The organism is Catenulispora pinisilvae, from assembly GCF_015356865.1.
Lineage (GTDB): Bacteria > Actinomycetota > Actinomycetes > Streptomycetales > Catenulisporaceae > Catenulispora > Catenulispora pinisilvae.
Genome location: NZ_JAAFZA010000016.1, coordinates 39918 through 58984 on the forward strand (window position 1 = coordinate 39918; position 19067 = coordinate 58984).

Genomic DNA, 19067 nt, shown 5'->3' on the forward strand with positions numbered 1-19067 from the left:
GCCATTCTGTGTGACCGTGTTGGATCTGCGGCTAGTCGAAGTCAGGGTCTTGGAGTTCGCGCTCCAGGAGCTCGAACATCTCGGCGTCGGTCGCGGTCTGGAGCTCCCGGTCGGGGACCGGCTCGGCGCTCTGCGCGCTCCGCAGGTCCCGGGCCAGTGCCTCCAGCCGGGCCAGTACGTCACCGCGCCCGGCGCCGTCGAGCCCGGCCGCGGCCAGCGTCTCGGCCAGCTCCTCGAGGCTGGTCAGGATCGGCTGGTGGTCCGGCTCGTCCGCGGCGAAGGCCTCGGAGCGCAGGTGCTCGGCGAGGATCGCCGGGGTCGGGTAGTCGAACACGAGCGTCGCCGACAGCGGCAGCCCGGAGGCGACCGCCAGGTTGTTGCGCAACTCCAGCGAGGTGAGTGAGTCGAAACCGAGGTCGCTGAACGCCCGGTCGGCGCCGACCGCGTCCACGGACGGGTAGCCGAGCACGGCGGCCGCGGCGGTCCGGACCAGATCGGTCAGCACCGTCAGCCGCATCGCCGCCGGAACCCCGGCCAGGCGGCGTTCCATCTCACCGGTTAGACGGTCGCCGGCCGGCGCCGCACCATCCTCGGTCTCCGGGGCCAGCTGCCGGATCTCGGGGACCCCGCGCAGGAACGGTGCCGACGAGGACGCGAAGTGCGTCCAGTCCACGTCCATCACCGCGACCGTCGCGTCCGGTCCGGCCGCCACCCGGCTCAGCACCCGCACCGCCGGCTCCGGCTCCATCGCCGGCAGCCCGCCGCGCCGCACCCGCTGCCGCACCGCATCGCTGGCCGCCGCCAGTCCCGCTCCGGCCCACGGACCCCAGGCCACTGACAGGCCCGGCAGTCCGCGGCCGCGGCGGGCCTCGGCCAGCGCGTCCAGATAGGCGTTGGCCGCCGCGTAGTTGCCCTGCCCGGGGCCGCCGAAGGTCGCCGCCGCCGAGGAGAACAACACGAACGCGTCCAGGTCCTGATCCGCGGTCAGCTCGTCCAGGTTCGCCGCGCCCACAGCCTTCGCCGCAAGCACGGTCCGCAGCCGCCCGGTGTCCAGGCCGTCCAGGACGCCGTCGTCCAGCACCCCGGCGGTGTGCATGACCGCGGACAGCGCCGCCCCGGCCGCGCCGATGCGGGCCAGCAGCCCGGCGGTCTGGTCCCGGTCCACGATGTCGGCGGCCACGACGTCGACCTCCGCGCCGCCGGCCGCCAGGTCGGCGGCCAGCCGTCCGACGCCGGCCGCGTCCGGTCCGGACCGGCTGGTCAGCACCAGCCGGTCCGCGCCGCCGCCGGCCAGCCAGTCGGCCACCTGCCCGGCGATGGCGCCGGTGCCGCCGGTGACCAGGACCGTGCCGTGCGGCGTCCAGGGCGTCCCGGCCCCGGCCGGGGCGTGCTCCAGGCGGCGGGCGTGGTTGCCGTCGGCGCGGACCGCGACCTCGTTCTCCCCGCGGCCGGCCAGCACGCCGCACAGCCGCGCGGCGGCCGGCCCGTCCAACACCGGCGGCAGGTCGACCAGACCGCCCCAGCGATCCGGATGTTCCAGGGCTGCGACCCGGCCCAGACCCCAGGCCTGTGCCTGGAGCGGCCGGCTCGCGGTCTCGCCGGCGGCCGCGCCGATCGCGCCGCGGGTCAGGACCCACAGCGGCGCCGTCGTCCGGACGTCGCCCAGCGCCTGGATCAGGCCCAGGGTGGCGGCCAGACCGCGGGGCACCTCGGGCGCGCCGGGGACCGGGCCCTCGTCGAACGCCAGCAGCGACACCACACCGGCCGGGCCGCCCGACGGCAAGCGGTCACCGATCAGCCGCGCCAGGTCCTCGCGGGAAGTCTGCCCGGCGGCGGCCTCGACGGTCCTCACCTGCGCGCCGTGCTCGGTCAGGGCCGCGACGACGGCGGCCACGTCGGAGCCGGCGTCGTCCGGACCGGGCGCGGGCGCCACCACCAGCCAGTCCCCGGCCAGCGCCGGAGCGGCGGGCTCGGCGACCAGCGGCCAGGTCACCCGGTAGCGCCAGGCGTCGGTCAGCGCGTTGTCCCGCTCGCGCCGGCGCCAGGTGGCCAACTCGCCCAGCACTTCGCCGAACGGCCGCTCACCGTCGGCGGCGAATCCCTCCGCCAGCGCGCCCAGGTCGCCGTCCTCGACGGCGGCCCAGAACCGGGCGTCGATCGCCGACTGGGTGCTGTCGTCGGCACTCGGGGTCCCGGTGCCGAGCAGCAGCGAACGGGAGAGCGTCACCGAGGGCCAGTAGCGCTGACGCTGGAAGGCGTAGGTGGGCAGCTCGACCCGGTTGCCGAAGCCCAGGACCGCGGCCCAGTCGACCGGGGCGCCGTGCACCCAGGCCCGCGCGAGGCCGGTCAGGGCGGTGGTCGCGGCGTCGTGGTCGGGACGGAGCAAGGGAACGAACTCGGCATCCGGTGCGGTCGCCGTCCCGAGGACGGACAGCGTGCCGTCGGGGCCGATCTCGATGAACAGGTCGATGTCCAGACCGGCCATCGTCGTCACGGCATCGGCATAGCGCACCGCACTCCGGGCCTGGTCGGCCCAGTACGAACCGTCGCAGGACTCGACGACGGCGCCGGTGGCCGTACTCACCCACGAGACGTCAGCCCGGGCGAAGTCAACAGAATCAGCAACCTGTGACAGCTCGGCCAGCATCGGATCCATCCGATGTGAGTGGAAGGCATGGCTGACGCGCAGCGACCGGACCCGGACACCTCGTTCGGCGAACACCGCCGCGACCGCGTCCACCGCGTCCTTCTCGCCAGAGATCACGGTCGCCGAAGGACCGTTCACCGCGGCGATCCAGATGCCTTCGACGCCATCAAGCGCTGTCAGGACCTCCGCTTCCGGCGCCGCGATCGACGTCATGGCACCACCGGTCGGCAGCGCCTGCATCAACCGACCGCGAGCCGCGACCAGCGCAGACGCATCGGCCAGAGACAACACCCCGGCCGCGTGCGCCGCGGCGACCTCACCCACCGAATGGCCGGCCACCGCGGACGGCGCGACACCGACAGCCGCCAGCATCGCCACCACACCGACTTGCAGCGCGAACAAAGCAGACTGCGCATAAACAGTCTGATTCGCCAGCTCCTCGGCATCGGCGGCCGTGCCCAGCGCAACTTCACGCACCGGCAGACCGAGATGCCCCTCGATCGACTCGCATGCCTCGTCGAAGGCCGCCGCGAACACCGGAGACGCCGCATACAACCCGGCCGCCATCCCAGCCCGCTGCGAACCCTGACCAGCGAACACGAAGCCAACCCGCGTCCCGGGCCGGGCCGTGCCCACCGGAACACCCGGCGTGGTGCGACCCTCCATCACCGCGGCCAGGCCGTCGAGGTCGAAGACCACCGCGCGGTCTTCGAGCGCGGAGCGGGTGGTCGCCAGCGACCACGCCACGTCGCCCGGGTCGAGGTCGGGCCCGGCCGTCAGGAACGCCCGCAGGCGCTCGGCCTGCGCCCGCAGCGCGTCGGCGCCCCGGCCGGACACCACCCACGGCGTCGCGGCGCCGGACAGCACCGGCAGCCGTAGCGCCTCCTGGGCTTCGTCCGGGGTGGCCACCTCGGCGTCGGCATCGGCCTCCGGGCCGAAGACCGGGGCCTCCTCAAGGATCGTGTGGACGTTGGTGCCGCTCATCCCGAAGGACGACACCCCGGCCCGCCGGACCCGCTCCGATCCGGTCGGCCACGCCACCGGCTCCGCCAAGAGCCGGACGTTCCCGGCCGTCCAGTCCACGTGCGACGACGGTTCGGCGGAGTGCAGCGTGCGTGGCAGCTCCTGGCGTTGCAGCGCCATCACCATCTTGATCACGCCGGCCACCCCGGCGGCGGCCTGGGCGTGCCCGATGTTCGACTTCAGCGACCCCAGCCACAGCGGACGGCCGTCCTCGGGCCGGTGCTGTCCATAGGTGGCCAGCAGAGCCTGTGCCTCGATCGGGTCGCCGAGCCGGGTCCCGGTGCCGTGTGCCTCCACGGCGTCGATGTCGGCGGCGGTCAGACCGGCGTTGGCCAGCGCGGCCCGGATCACCCGCTGCTGCGAGGGACCGTTGGGCGCGGTCAGACCGTTGGACGCACCGTCCTGGTTGATCGCGCTGCCCCGCACCACCGCAAGGACCTGATGCCCGTTGCGGCGCGCGTCGGACAGCCGCTCCACCACAATCATCCCGGCGCCCTCGCCGACGCCCATGCCGTCGGCCGATTCGCCGAACGCCTTGCTGCGCCCGTCGAGGGCGAGGCCGTGCTGTCGGCCGAAGCCCAGGAACACGCCCGGGGTCGCGGTCACCCACGCACCGCCGACCAGAGCCAGCTCGCACTCCCCGGCCCGCAGCGCCTGCGCGGCCTGATGCAGCGCGACCAGCGAGGAGGAACAGGCGGTGTCCACGGTCACCGCCGGGCCTTCCAGGCCCAGGGCGTAGGACACCCGGCCGGAGACCACGCTGGTCGCGGTACCGGTCATCAAGTAGCCCTCGGCCGGGCCGCCCTGGAGACCGTATCCGTACCCGGACGGCGAGGCGCCGACGAAGACACCGGTAGCCGAGCCGCGCAGCGAATCCGGATCGATACCGGCCCGCTCCAACGATTCCCAGGCGACCTCCAACAGCAACCGCTGCTGCGGGTCCATCGCCAGCGCCTCACGCGGGCTGATCCCGAAGAACGCCGGATCGAAGCCCGCCGCGTCGGCGACGAACGACCCCTGCCGCACGTTCATGGTGCCGGGCTGGTCGGGATCCGGATCGAAGAGGCTGTCCAGATCCCAGCCGCGATCGGCCGGGATCTCGCCCACCGCGTCGGAGCCGGAGGCGACCAGCTCCCACAGGTCTTCCGGGCTGCTCACCCCGCCGGGGAACCGGCAGCCCATGGCGACGATGACGATCGGGTCGTCCTGCACCGCGGCCGCGGCCACCACGACCGTCCCGGCCGTGTCGTCGGTAGCCGCCGACCCGCCGAGCTGGTCCCGCACGAAGTCCGCGACCGCGGCCGGCGTCGGGTAGTCGAACAACAACGTGGCCGGCAGCCGCAGCCCGGTGGCCGCGCTCACCCGGTTGCGCAGCTCCACCGACGTGAGCGAGTCGAAGCCGAGCTCGCTGAACGCCCGGGCGGCCTCGACCGCGTCGGCCGAGTCGTGGCCGAGGACGGCCGCGGCCTCGGTGCGGACCAGGTTGACCAGGTGCCGTTCGCGTTCGGCGGCGGGCAGGTCGGCCAGCCGCCCGGTCAGCGCCGAGGCGGCGTCCGAGGCGCCGTCTGCCTGCTCCGCTTCCCCGGCCAGCGCGCGGCGGGCCTCGGGCAGGTCGGCCAGCAGCGGGCTGGGCCGGCGCAGCGTGTAGGGCGGGGCGAAGCGGTCCCAGTCCACGTCGGCGACCGTGATCGGGCCCTCGCCGCCGTCGACCGCCTCGGCCAGCGCCCGGACCAGCAGCTGCGGGTCCATCGTCCGCAGGCCGCGGCGCTCCAGCTGCTGACCGGCGTCGGCGTCGGTCATCCCGCCGCCGCCCCACGGACCCCAGGCCACCGAGGTGGCGGACAGACCGCGCGATCGGCGGTTCTCGGCGAGGGCGTCCAGGTACGTGTTGGCCGCCGAGTAGCCGGGCTGCAAACCGCTGCCCCACGTGGCGGCGATCGAGGAGAAGAGGATGAAGGCGTCCAGCTCGCGGTCGGCGGTCAGCTCGTCCAGATGCCGCGCCCCGGCGGCCTTGCCGCCCAGGACGGCGGCCAGTTCATCGACGGTGGTGTCGGCGGTCGCGGTGCCCTGACCGACGCCCGCGGTGTGGACGACGGCACGCAGCTCCGGGCCGTCGGCGTCGATCCGGTCCAGCAGACCCGACACCCGGTCCCGGTCGGCGGTGTCGCAGGCCACGACGGTGACGCCGGAGCCGGCGGCGGCCAGCCGGGCCACCGGGCCGGCCAGGGCGCCGGCCGCCGGGCCGGTGCGGCCGGCCAACACGATCCGCGGGGCGCCGCGCTCGGCGAGCCAGGCCGCGACGTGCTGAGCCGCCGCGCCGGTGCCGCCGGTGATCAGGACGCTGCCGCGGGGCTGCCAGGCGTGGCCGCCCCGAAGCCGGGCGGCCCGGATCAGCCGGCGCGCGTAGGTCCCGCCGGCCCGGATCGCGACCTGGTCTTCAAAGCCGGATCCCGGATCGGCCGCGGCCAGCACCGCGCACAGCCGCGCGGAGGTGCGGTCGTCGAGCGCCGCGGGCAGGTCGATGACGCCGCCCCAGCGCTCGGGGTGCTCCAGCGCCACGACCCGGCCCAGACCCCAGACCTGGGCCTGCGTCGGACGGGTAAGTGCCTCGCCGCCGCTGACCGCGACGGCGCCGGACGTCAGGAACCACAGGGGCGCCTCGACCGCGCTGTCCCCGAGGGCCTGCACCAGCGCCTGCGACGCCGCGATCCCGAAGCCCACACCGGGCCGGCCCGGCAGGTCGCCCTCGTCGAGCGCGAGCAGCGACAGGACGCCGGACAGCGGTCCGTCCGCGGCGTCGCGCAGGGCACTGATCCGCTCGGCCAGCGCCGCGCGGTCCACACCGTCGGTGTCGACGTCCAGCGGCACGACCCGCGCACCGCGGTCGGCCAAGGTCGCCGCCGTCGCCTCGACCAGAGCGCGGTCGGCGCTCGCCGCGGCGATCAGCAGCCAGGTCCCGGACAGCACCGACGCCTGCGGCTCGGGCACCGCGACCCAGTCGGCCCGATAGCGCCAGCCGGCCGTCGCCGACCGGTCGTTCTCCCGGCGCCGCCACGCGGCCAACGCCGGCACGACCGCACCGAGCCGTTCGGAGTCTTCGATGGCCAGCGTGTCGGCCAACGTCTCCAGGTCCATGGCCTCCACGGCCGCCCAGAACTGATCGTCGGTCGCGTTCGCGCTGTCGGCGGGCGCCACGGCGGCGACCTCGTCCGGCCAGTAACGCTGGCGCTGGAAGGCGTAGGTCGGGAGGTCGATGCTGTGGCCGGTGCCGATCACCGCCGGCCAGTCGATCCCGATTCCGGCGGCGTACGCGGTCGCGAAGGCCCGGATCAGCCGCTCGGCCCCCGGGTTCTCGCGCTCGACGGTGCCGGTCACCAGGTTGAGGTCGTGGCCCGCTTCCTCGGCGGTCTCAGTGATCGCCATGGTGAGGACCGGCTGCGCAGAGACCTCGATGAACGAGCCGTAGCCGTCTGCGGTCAGCTCCCTGATCGCGTCGGCGAAGCGGACCGTGTCGCGGACGTTCGCGAACCAGTAGCCGCCATCCAACTCAGTACCCGCAAGCCACTGACCGGTCACCGTCGACAACATCGGGATCCGAGCCGCCTGCGGGTCGATCCCGGCCAGCCCTTCAGCCAGCACACTTTCAAGCGCGTCGGCTCCTGCCGAGTGCGCGACGTAGTCCACCACCGGCAGCCGCCACCGCAGCACGCGCTTCTTAGCCAGCTCCGCCTCGAAAGCGTCCACCGACGCCGGATCACCCGAGACAACAGTCGCGGCAGGAGAGTTCACCGCTGCGATGGCAAGACCCTCGCGACCGGCGATCAGTTCCCTGACACGATCCTCGGGCATGACCACCGACACCATCGCGCCTGCCGCGTTCAGCGAAGACAGAGCCCGCGACCGGATGACAACGACCCGTGCCGCGTCCTCCAACGACAACGCCCCGGCGACCGTCGCAGCAGCGATCTCGCCCTGCGAATGACCGACCACCGCATCCGGTATGACACCGGCGGCTTCCCACACCGCTGCGAGGGACACCAGAACCGCCCACAGCACCGGCTGGAAAACCTCAGCCGCATCAAGCGAAGGCGCACCCTGGCCGCCACGCACCACATCCAGCAGCGACCATGACACCAACGGAGCCAACGCCGCTCCGCACTCCGCCATCCGCGCCGCGAACACCGGAGACGACTCCAACAACTCGCGACCCATACCGGCGAACTGCGCACCCTGACCCGGGAACACGAACACCGACCGACCCGTACCAGCGTCCGAGACCACACCGGAGACCACTGCATCAGCAGCCTGACCGGTCGCCAACGCCGCCAACGACTCGGCGTAAGACCCGAGCACCACAGCGCGGTGCTCGAACACCGACCGCGTCACCGCCAACGAATGGCCCGTGTCCCGCGGATCCAGCTCCGGCCGCGCCAGCGCGAACTCCCGCAACCGACCGGCCTGCGCCCGCAGCGCGCCATCGGTGCGACCCGACACCACCCACGGCACCACGTCTTCGGTGACTACCACCGGAACCACGGAATCCGCAGTCAAGGCACCGGCACCGGCACTGGCACCGGTGTCGTGCTCCGCCGGGTCGTCGGCGGGCAGCGCGGGGTCCGCGACCACTTCGGCGGCGTCCGGCGCGTCGCCGATGATGATGTGCGCGTTGGTCCCGCTCATCCCGAAGGCCGACACCCCGGCCAGCCGGGCTCGCTCCCCGACCGGCCAGGCCCGCGCCTCCGTCAGGACCCGGACGGTGCCCGGCGTCCAGTCCACGTGCGGCGACTGCTCCTCGGCGTGCAGCGTCTTGGGCAGCACGCCGTTCTGCAACGCGAGCACCATCTTGATGATCCCGGCCACCCCGGCCGCCGCCTGCGGGTGCCCGAAGTTCGACTTGATCGAGCCCAGCCACAGCGGCCGCTCCGGCGTCCGGGTCTGGCCGTAGGTGGCCAGCAGCGCCTGTGCCTCGATCGGGTCGCCCAGCGAGGTGCCCGAACCGTGCGCCTCCACCACGTCCACGTCGCCCGGGTCCACGCCCGCGTTCTGCAACGCCGCGCGGATGACGCGCTGCTGTGAGGGTCCGTTCGGCGCGGTCAGACCGTTCGACGCGCCATCCTGATTCAGTGCGCTGCCGGCGACCACGGCCAGCACCCGGTGCCCGTTGCGGCGGGCTTCGGAGAGCCGTTCGAGGACGACGACGCCCGCGCCCTCAGCCCAACCCGAACCGTCCGCCTCCGCACCGAACGACTTGCAGCGGCCGTCCTCGGACATCCCGCGCTGCCGCGAGAACCCGACGAAGACCGCCGGGGTCACCATGATCGACACACCCGCGGCCAGTGCCATCGTGCATTCGCCCGAACGCAGCGCCTGCGCGGCTTGGTGCAGGGCGACCAGCGAGGAGGAGCACGCGGTGTCGATCGTCACCGCCGGGCCCTCCAGGCCCAGGGTGTAGGAGACACGGCCGGACAGCACGCTCGTCGCGGTGCCGGTGAGCAGGTAGCCCTCCGAGGAACCGCCGACCAGCGGGCCGCCGTAGCCCGAGGTGGTCGCGCCGGCGAACACGCCGGTGCGGGTGCCGCGCATCGCCTCCGGGTCCAGGCCGGCGTGCTCGAACGCCTCCCAGCAGACCTCCAGCAGCAGCCGCTGCTGCGGGTCCATCGCCAGCGCCTCGCGCGGGCTGATCCCGAAGAACGCCGGATCGAAACCGCCGGCGTCGTTCACGAAGCCGCCGTAGCGCGTGTACGAGGTCCCGGCGTGGTCCGGGTCCGGATCGTAAAGGGATTCCAGGTCCCAGCCGCGGTCGGTCGGGAACTCGGCGATCGCGTCCCGGCCCTGGGCCAGCAACTCCCACAGCCGCTCGGGGCCGTCCGCGCCGCCGGGGAACCGGCAGCCCATACCGACGATCGCGATGGGCTCGTCCACCGGCGCCTGGACCACGGTCACCGAGGCGCCGGAGCTGTCGTCGGCGAGTGCGCCGAGCAGTTCCTCGCGCAGGTGGCCGGCCAGCGCCAGCGGGGTCGGGTAGTCGAACAGCAGGGTCGCGGTCAGCCGCAGCTCGGTCGCGGCACTGAGCCGCTGCCGCATCTCCAGCGAGGTCAGCGAGTCGAAGCCGAGGGCGCTGAACGGCCGCCCGGGATCGATCGCGGTGGCCGCCGGGTCGTGTCCGAGTACCGCCATGACCTCGGCGAGGACCAGGCCGACGAGTTGCCGCTCCTGGTCGGCGCGGGAGAGCACGGCCAGCCGGCGGGCCAGGTCGCCGGCCGGCGGCTCGGGCGCGGCGGCCGCGGCCGGGCGGGCGGCGATCTCGCGCACGTCGGGCAGGTCCCGGAAGAACGGGTGCCGGGCGGCGGCCGGATCGGCGACCACCTGCGTCCAGTCCACGTCCATCACCGCGACCAGGTCGTCCCCGGTCGCCAGCGCCCGGCCGAGCGCGGCCAGCGCCGGACGCGGGTCCATCGGCGGCAGCGGGCCGCGGCTCATGCGCTGCCGCACCGCCTCGTTGGACTGGGCCATGCCGACCGCCCACGGGCCCCACGCCACCGACAGGGCGGCCAGGCCGCGCGCCGCGCGGCGGCGGGCGAGGGCGTCGAGGTAGGCGTTGGCGGCCCCGTAGTTGCCCTGCCCCGGGCCGCCGAGGGTGGCCGCGGCCGAGGAGAAGAGCACGAAGGCGTCCAGGTCCGCCTCGGCGGTGAGCTCGTCGAGGTGCTCGGCGCCGGTGGCCTTGGCGGCCAGCACCGAGGCCAGCCGCCCGGGGTCCAGGCCGTCGAGCAGGCCGTCGTCCAGGACGCCCGCGGTGTGCAGCACCGTGGACAGCGCCGGGCCGTCGGCGCCGATGCGGGCCAGCAGCCCGGCGGCGTCCGCACGCCGGGAGACGTCGCAGACCACGACGTCGACCCGGGATCCGGCCTCGGCCAGCGCGGCGGCCTGGGCCGCGGTGCCGAAGGCGGCGGGGCCGCCCCGGCTGGCCAGCACGATCCGGGGCGCCTCGCGTTCGGCGAGCCACCCGGCCAGATGTCCGGCGATGGCGCCGGACCCGCCGGTCACCAGCACGGTGCCGCGCGGTGCCCAGGGACCGCGCTCGCGCGATCCCATCGCCCGGACCAGACGCCGGCCCAGGACCACGCCGTCACGGATGGCGACCTGGTCTTCGACCCCTGATCCGGTGTCAGTCGCGGCCAGCACCCCGCACAGCCGCGCGGCGGCCCGGTCGTCCAGCACCGGCGGCAGGTCGACCAAACCGCCCCAGCGGTCCGGATACTCCGGTCCGGCGGCCAGGCCGAGACCCCAGACCTGCGCCTGCACCGGGTTGGTCAGCTGATCGCCCACGTTCGTGGCGACCGCACCGCTGGTCAGAACCCACAGCGGGGCCGGCACACCGGTATCGCCCAGCGCCTGCAACAGGCCCAACGTGCCGGCCAGACCGGCCGGAACATCCTCCAGCCCCGGCACCGCGCGCTCGTCCAGCGCCAACAGCGAGACCACACCGGCGATCGCCTCTGACCGATCGCCCAACGCCGCCTCGATCAGACCGCCCAGCGCCGCACGACCGGCGTCCGCACCACCGAGGACGTCGAGCACATCGACGGCCACCGACGACACCTGCGCACCACGGCCCGCCAACGCCGCACCGGTCGCGGCAACCAGATCCGGCCGGACATCCGCCGGCGCGACCAGCAGCCAGGTCCCCGAAAGCGTCGCCGACTCCGACGCGCCGAACGGCGACCACGTCACCCGGTAGCGCCAGCCGTCGCCCGCGGAGCGATCCCGCTCCCGACGACGCCAGGCGGCCAACGCCGGGAGGACCGTGCTGAGCTGACCGTGGTCCGCCATCTCCAGCGCGTCGGCCAGGACCTCGAAGTCCTCGTTCTCGACCGCGGTCCAGAACCGCTCGTCCGCCGGATCGGCCGTGGCCTGCATAGGCATCGCGGGGTTGGTGTCAGGCCAGTAACGCTGACGCTGGAAGGCGTAGGTCGGGAGCTCCACGGTCTCGCCCGCGCCGACCACCGCCGGCCAGTCGATCCCGATTCCGGCGACGAACGCGGTCGCGAAGGCGCGGATCAGGCGTTCGGCACCGGGGTTCTCGCGCTCGACGGTGCCGGTGACCAGGTTGAGGTCATGTCCGGCCGCTTCGGTGGTCTCGGTGATCGCCATGGTGAGAACCGGCTGCGGCGAGACCTCGATGAACGAGCCGTAGCCTCCGGCAGCCAGAACCCTGACCGCGTCGGCGAAGCGGACGGTGTCCCGGACGTTCGCGAACCAGTAGCCGCCATCCAGCTCAGTGCCCGCAAGCCACTGACCGGTCACAGTCGACAGCATCGGGACGCGCGCCGCCTGCGGCTCGATCCCGGCCAGCCCTTCAGCCAGCACGCTCTCCAGCGCGTCGGCGCCAGCCGAATGCGCGACGTAATCCACCACCGGCAGCCGCCACCGAAGCACCCGCTGCTTGGCCAGTTCTGCTTCAAAAGCCGCGACCGATTCCGGGTCACCGGACACCACCGTCGCAGCAGGCGAATTCACCGCCGCGACCGCGAGCCCATCGCGACCGGCAATCAGCTCCCTGACGCGGTCCTCGGGCATGACGACGGACACCATCGCGCCCGCGGCGTTCAAGGAGGACAGGGCGCGCGAGCGAATAACGACGACCCGCGCCGCATCCTCCAACGACAACGCCCCGGCCACGGTCGCAGCCGCGATCTCGCCCTGCGAATGACCGACCACGGCATCCGGTATGACACCGGCCGCCTGCCACACCGCAGCCAGCGAAACCAGAACCGCCCACAGCACCGGCTGGAAAACCTCAGCCGCGTCAAGCGAAGGCGCACCATCGGCCCCGGCCACCACATCCAACAACGACCACGACACCAACGGAGCCAACGCAGCTCCGCACTCAGCCATCCGCGCCGCGAAAATCGGGGACGTGTTCAGCAGCTCGCGGCCCATACCGGCGAACTGCGCACCCTGCCCCGGGAAGACGAACACCGTCCGGCCAGTCCCGGTTGCCGGCATCAGGCCCGAGACCACCGCGTCAGCAGCCTGACCGGTCGCCACCGCCGCCAACGACTCCGCATACGACCCGACCACCACGGCCCGGTGCTCGAAGACCGACCGGGTGACCGCCAGCGAATGGGCGACGTCAACCGGATCCAGCCCCGGCTGTGCCAGCACGAACTCCCGCAGCCGACCGGCCTGCGCCCGCAGCGCCGCGTCAGAACGCCCCGACACCACCCACGGCAGCGCGCCGTCGGCAAGCACCACCGGAACCGATGCCGCCGCGATGGCAGCCACGGCATCGGCCGAGCCGTCACTGTCGTCGTCACCGTCACCGTCGCCATCCGCCGCCCCGTCGACCGCGGCCGGCGCCTCCTCCAAGATCACGTGCGCGTTCGTCCCGGAGATCCCGAAACCGGACACCCCGGCCCGGCGCGGACGTCCGTCCCCGTCCCACGGCATAGCGGTGGTCAGGAGCCTGACATCGCCCGCCGACCAGTCGACCAGCGGCGACGGCTCCTCGGCGTGCAGCGTCTGCGGCAGCACGCCATTGCGCAGCGCCATCACCATCTTGATCAGACCGGCGGCACCGGCCGCGGCCTGGGCGTGACCGATGTTCGACTTCACCGAACCCAGCCACAGCGGCCGATCCTCCGGCCGGCCCTGCCCATAGGTCGCCAGCACCGCGCCGGCTTCGATCGGGTCGCCCAGCGAGGTACCAGAGCCGTGCGCCTCGACCACGTCCACATCGCTGGTGCCCAGACCCGCGTTGCGCAGCGCGGCCCGGATCACCCGCTGCTGCGAGGGACCGTTCGGCGCCGTCAGACCATTCGACGCACCGTCCTGGTTCGTCGCACTGCCCCGCACCACAGCCAACACGCGGTGACCGTTGCGCACCGCGTCCGACAGCCGCTCCACCACGATCATGCCGGCGCCCTCGGCCCAGCCGGAGCCGTCGGCCCCGGCGCCGAAGGACTTGCAGCGGCCGTCCTCCGACACGCCGCGCTGCCGGGAGAAACCGACGAACACCGCCGGGGTGACCGTCACCGACACGCCGCCGGCCAGCGCCAGGTCGCACTCCCCGGTGCGCAGCGCCTGGCAGGCCAGGTGCAGCGCCACCAACGAGGACGAGCACGCGGTGTCGATCGTCACCGCCGGGCCCTCCAGGCCCAGGGTGTAGGCGACCCGGCCGGACAGGACACTCGTGGAGATCCCGGTCAGCAGGTAGCCCTCGGTCGAGCCGCCGGCCAGGCTCATCCCGTAGCCGGAGAAAGCCGCGCCGGCGTAGATCCCGGTCGCAGAGCCCTGAAGCGTCTTCGGTTCGATCCCCGCCTGTTCCAGCGCTTCCCAGGACACCTCCAGCAGCAGCCGCTGCTGCGGGTCCATCGCCAGCGCCTCACGCGGGCTGATCCCGAAGAACTCCGGATCGAACTCGGTCACGTCGTGGATGAAGCCGCCGGCCCGCACATACGACGTCCCGGGCCGGTCCGGGTCCGGGTCGTAGATGTCGTCCATGTCCCAGCCGCGGTCGGTCGGGAAGCCGGAGATGGCGTCACCGCCGGCGGCCAGCAGGTCCCACAGGCCGCGCGGGTCGCGGACGCCGCCGGGGAACCGGCAGCCCATACCGACGATCGCGATCAGCTCGTCGGCAGCCGCCGGGCCCCGGGACGAAGGGCGCGCCGGGTCCGAGGGCAGTTGCCCGATCAGCTCGGCCCGCAGGTGCTGGGCGAGCAGGATCGGGGTGGGGTAGTCGAAGACCAGGGTGGCCGACAGTTTCAGACCGCAGGTCGCCGACAGCCGGTTGCGCAGTTCCAGGGAGGTCAGCGAGTCGAAGCCGAGGTCGTTGAAGGCCCGCCCGGCCTCGACGGCGTCGGCGGTGGCGTGCCCGAGCACCCCGGCCGCCGCCGAGCGCACCACGTCGGTGAGCTCGCGCACCTGCTCGGCCGGCGACAGGCCGGCCAGCTGCCGGGCGAGTTCGCCCTCCGGCTCCGGGACCGAGGTGACGACCCGGGCCGCGCGGGCGATGTCGGGGAGCTCACGCAGCAGCGGGGAGGCCAGGGCCTGCGCGCTGTCGCCGAACCGGTCCCAGTCCACGTCCATGACCGCGACCAGCGCCTGCGGACCGACCGCCACCCGGCCGAGTGCTTCCAGCGCCAGGTCCGGCGCCATCGCCGGCAGGCCGCTGCGCCGCACCCGCTGACGTGCCGCCTCGCTGGCCTGCGCCATGCCGTCGCCGGCCCACGGGCCCCAGGCGACGGAGGTCGCCGGCAGTCCGCGGTCGCGGCGAGCCTGGGCCAGCGCGTCCAGATAAGCGTTGGCCGCCGCGTAGTTACCCTGCCCGGGGCCACCGAACGTCGCCACCGACGACGAGAACAACACGAACGCGTCCAGGTCCTGATCCGCGGTCAGCTCGTCCAGGTTCGCCGCGCCGACGGCCTTCGCCGCCAGAACCCGGGCCAGCTTCGCGGAATCCATACCGTCCAGGAGCCCGTCGTCGACGACGCCCGCGGTGTGCAGGACCGCGGACAGCGCGCCGGTCCGGGCCAGAAGCTCAGAGAGCTGATCCCGGTCGGCGACGTCGGCGGCGACCAGCTCCACCTCGGCGCCCCGGTCGGCGAGCCCGGCGACCAGCGCGGCGGCTCCGGCCGCGGCCGCCGCGGACCGGCTGGTCAGCACCAGCTTCGAGGCCCCTTCGTCGACCGCCCAGCGGGCCACGTGGCCGGCGACGGCCCCGGTGCCGCCGGTGATCAGGACCGTGCCGCGCGGCGTCCACGAAGTATCGGCGGACCCCGCGGCCCGGCTCAGCCTGCGGGCCATGATCCCCGTGGCGCGCACGGCGACCTGGTCCTCGCCGCACCCGGCCAGCACCCCGCACAGCCGTGCGGCGGCCCGGTCGTCCAGCACCGCGGGCAGGTCGATCAGACCGCCCCAGCGGTCCGGGTGCTCCAGCGCGGCCACCCGGCCCAGACCCCAGGCCTGGGCCTGGAGCGGGGCGGAGAGGACATCGGCGGAGCCGGCCGCGACCGCCCCTTGGGTCAGCAGCCACAGCGGCGCCTCGACACCGGCGTCGCCGAGCGCCTGCACCAGGCTCAGGGTCCCGGCCAGACCCGTGGTCACCTCCGGATTCCCCGCCAGCGGCGAGGAGTCCAGGGCGAGCAGCGACAGCACCCCGGCCACCTGGCCGGCCTCGTCCCGGGCCCGTCCCAGCCGCTCGGCCAGCGCCTCGCGCGCGGTGTCCCCGGCCACCTCGGCGACCTGAACCACCTGGACACCGCGGGCGGACAACGCGGTCGCGACCGATGAGACCGTCGCGGCCGCCTCGGCGTCCCCGGCCGGGGCCACCAGAAGCCAGTTCCCGGCCAGCCCGGCCGCCTCCGGATCCGCAACCGGCGACCAGCCGAGCCGGTAGCGCCAGCCGTCCGTCACCGTCCGGCCCGACTCCCGGCGCCGCCACGCGGCCAGCTCCGGCACGACATCGCCGAACGGCCACTGCTCGCCGACCGCCAGGGTCTCGGTCAGGGTGTCCAGATCGCCGTCCTCGACGGCGGCCCAGAACCGGTCCTCGGCCGGCGACCCGGCGCGGGCACCGTCCGTGGACTCATCGGAGCCCGACGTCTGGAGCCAGTAATGCTGGTGCTGGAAGGCATAGGTCGGCAGGTTCACCCGCTGCCCGGAACCGAGGACCGCGGTCCAGTCGACGGGCACGCCGGACGTCCAGGCGCGCGCCAGACCGTTCAGGACCGTGTCCGAAGCCTCGTGCCCGGGACGCAAAAGCGACGTGAAGCCGGCGTCCGGCAAAGTCTGCGTACCGAACGCGCACAGCGTGCTGTCCGGCCCGATCTCAATGAACTCTTGGACGTCCAAGCCGGCCATCGTCGTGACGGCGTCGGCGAACCGCACCGCGCCACGGGCCTGGTCGGCCCAGTAAGCGCCGTCGCAGGACTCGATGACAGCGCCGGTCGCGGTGCTCACCCACGGAATGGTCGTGGCATTCCAGGCCAGGACATCAGCAGCCTGTGACAGCTCGGGCAGCGCCGCATCCATCCGATGTGAATGGAAGGCATGGCTGACCCGCAGCGACCGGACCCGGCTGCCACGATCGGCGAACTTCGCCGCGACGGCGTCCACCGCGTCCTTCTCACCGGAGATCACGGTCGCGGACGGGCCGTTCACCGCGGCGACGAAGACCCCTTCGACACCGTCGAGCGCCGCCAGGACCTCCGCTTCCGGCGCCGCGATCGACGTCATCGCACCGCCGGTCGGCAGCGCCTGCATCAACCGACCACGAGCCGCCACCAACGCGCACGCATCGACCAGAGACAACGCCCCGGCGGCATACGCAGCCGCGACCTCACCGATCGAATGACCGGCAACAGCAGCAGGCGCAACACCGACAGCGCCGAGCATCGCCACCACACCGACCTGCAAAGCGAACAAAGCCGCCTGCGCATAAACAGTCTGATTCGCCAGCTCCTCGGCGTCAGCGGCCGTACCCAGCGCCACCTCACGCACCGGCAGACCGAGATGCCCCTCGATCAACCCACAAGCCTCATCGAAGGCCGCGGCGAACACCGGAGACGCCGCATACAGACCCGCGGCCATCCCAGCACGCTGCGAACCCTGACCCGCGAACACAAAGCCCACCCGGGTCCCCGGCCGGGACACTCCCGTCGGCGCCTCCGCCGAGAGCCGCCCCTCGGCCAGTGCGGCCAGTTCGTCCGTGGTCCGCACCACCGCCCGGTGCTCGAACGCAGACCGGGTGGCGGCCAGCGACCATGCCACATCCCGCAGGTCCGTCTCCGGCCGGGCCGCCAGGAAGCCGCGCAGCTTGGCGGCCTGGGCGCGCAGTGCGGCGTCCGATCGCGCCGACACCACCAACGACGCGGTCCCCGACACCACCGGGACGGCGGGCTGAGCCTCCGCGACGGCCTGCTCGCCGCCAGCCGACGCGGTGTCCTGAGATCCGGCGACCGAGACGTCGTCCGGCGCCTCCTCCAAGATCACGTGCGCGTTCGTCCCGCCGACCCCGAACGCCGACACGCCGGCCCGGCGGACCCGCTCCCCGGCCGGCCACGCCACCGGCTCCGTCAGCAGCCTGACATTCCCGGCGCTCCAGTCGACCAGCGACGACGGCTCGTCCACGTGCAGCGTGCGCGGCAGCTTCTGGTGCCGCAGCGCCATCACCATCTTGATGACGCCGGCCGCGCCGGCCGCCGCCTGCGCGTGCCCGATGTTCGACTTCAGCGATCCCAGCCACAGCGGTCGGTCCGCCGAGCGGGCCCGGCCGTAGGTCTCCAGCAGTGCCCGCGCCTCGATCGGGTCGCCGAGCGTGGTCCCGGTGCCGTGGCCCTCGACCGCGTCCACGTCGGCGGCGGTCAGGCCGGCGCCGGTCAGCGCGGCCCGGATGACGCGCCGCTGCGAGGGGCCGTTCGGCGCGGTCAGGCCGTTGGACGCGCCGTCCTGGTTCACCGCGCTGCCCCGCACCACCGCGAGGACCTCGTGACCGTTGCGGCGCGCGTCGGACAGCCGCTCCACCAGGATGATGCCCGCGCCCTCGGCCCAGCCGGTGCCGTCGGCGGCGGTGGCGAACGACTTGCACCGGCCGTCGGCGGCCAGGCCCTGCTGCTTGGAGAACTCGGTGAAGACCGCGGGGTCGGCCATCACCATGACGCCGCCGGCCAACGCCATGTCGCATTCGCCGGAGCGCAGCGCCTGGCAGGCCAGGTGCAGCGCCACCAGCGCCGAGGAACAGGCGGTGTCCACGGTGACCGCCGGGCCTTCGAGCCCCAGCACGTAGGACAGGCGGCCGGAGATGACGCTGCCGGAGATGCCGGTCAGCAGGTAGCCGGCGACCTCGCCGGCCTCCCCGGCCCGGCCGGCCAGGCCCACGCCGTAGCCGGACAGCGAGGCGCCGACGAACACGCCGGTCCGGCTGCCGCGCAGCGACCTCGGGTCCAGGCCCGCGTGCTCCAGCGCCTCCCAGGACGTCTCCAGCAGCAACCGCTGCTGCGGGTCCATCGCCAGCGCCTCACGCGGGTTGATGCCGAAGAAGCCGGCGTCGAACTGCGCGGCGTCGTAGACGAACCCGCCTTCGCGCACATAGGAGGTGCCGGCGTTCTCCCGGTCGGCGTTGAAGAGGGCATCGATGTCCCAGCCGCGGTCGGCCGGGAAGCCGCCCATCGCGTCGGTGCCGGAGTCGACCAGGTCCCACAGGCCCTCCGGGTCGCGGACGCCGCCGGGCAGGCGGCAGCCCATCGCCACGACAGCGATCGGTTCGTGGGCCCCCTCCTCCAGTTCGCGCACCCTTTCGCGCGCTTCGTGCAGGCTGGTCGTCGCCCACTTCAGGTAGTCGCGGAGTTCCGCCTCGCTAGCCACCGAAATCCCAATCCTCTCGGAAATTCCCAGCTGT

Annotated in this window: 1 protein-coding gene; it reads right to left on the minus strand. The window is 73.7% G+C overall.

Annotated elements, in window-relative coordinates; genetic code table 11:
* Positions 1-31 precede the first annotated feature (31 nt).
* A complete protein-coding gene (locus IZR01_RS07065) occupies positions 32-19057 on the minus strand; it encodes a type I polyketide synthase (protein WP_438939688.1) in 19026 nt (6341 codons plus the stop codon).
* Between the last annotated feature and the right edge of the window lie 10 nt (positions 19058-19067).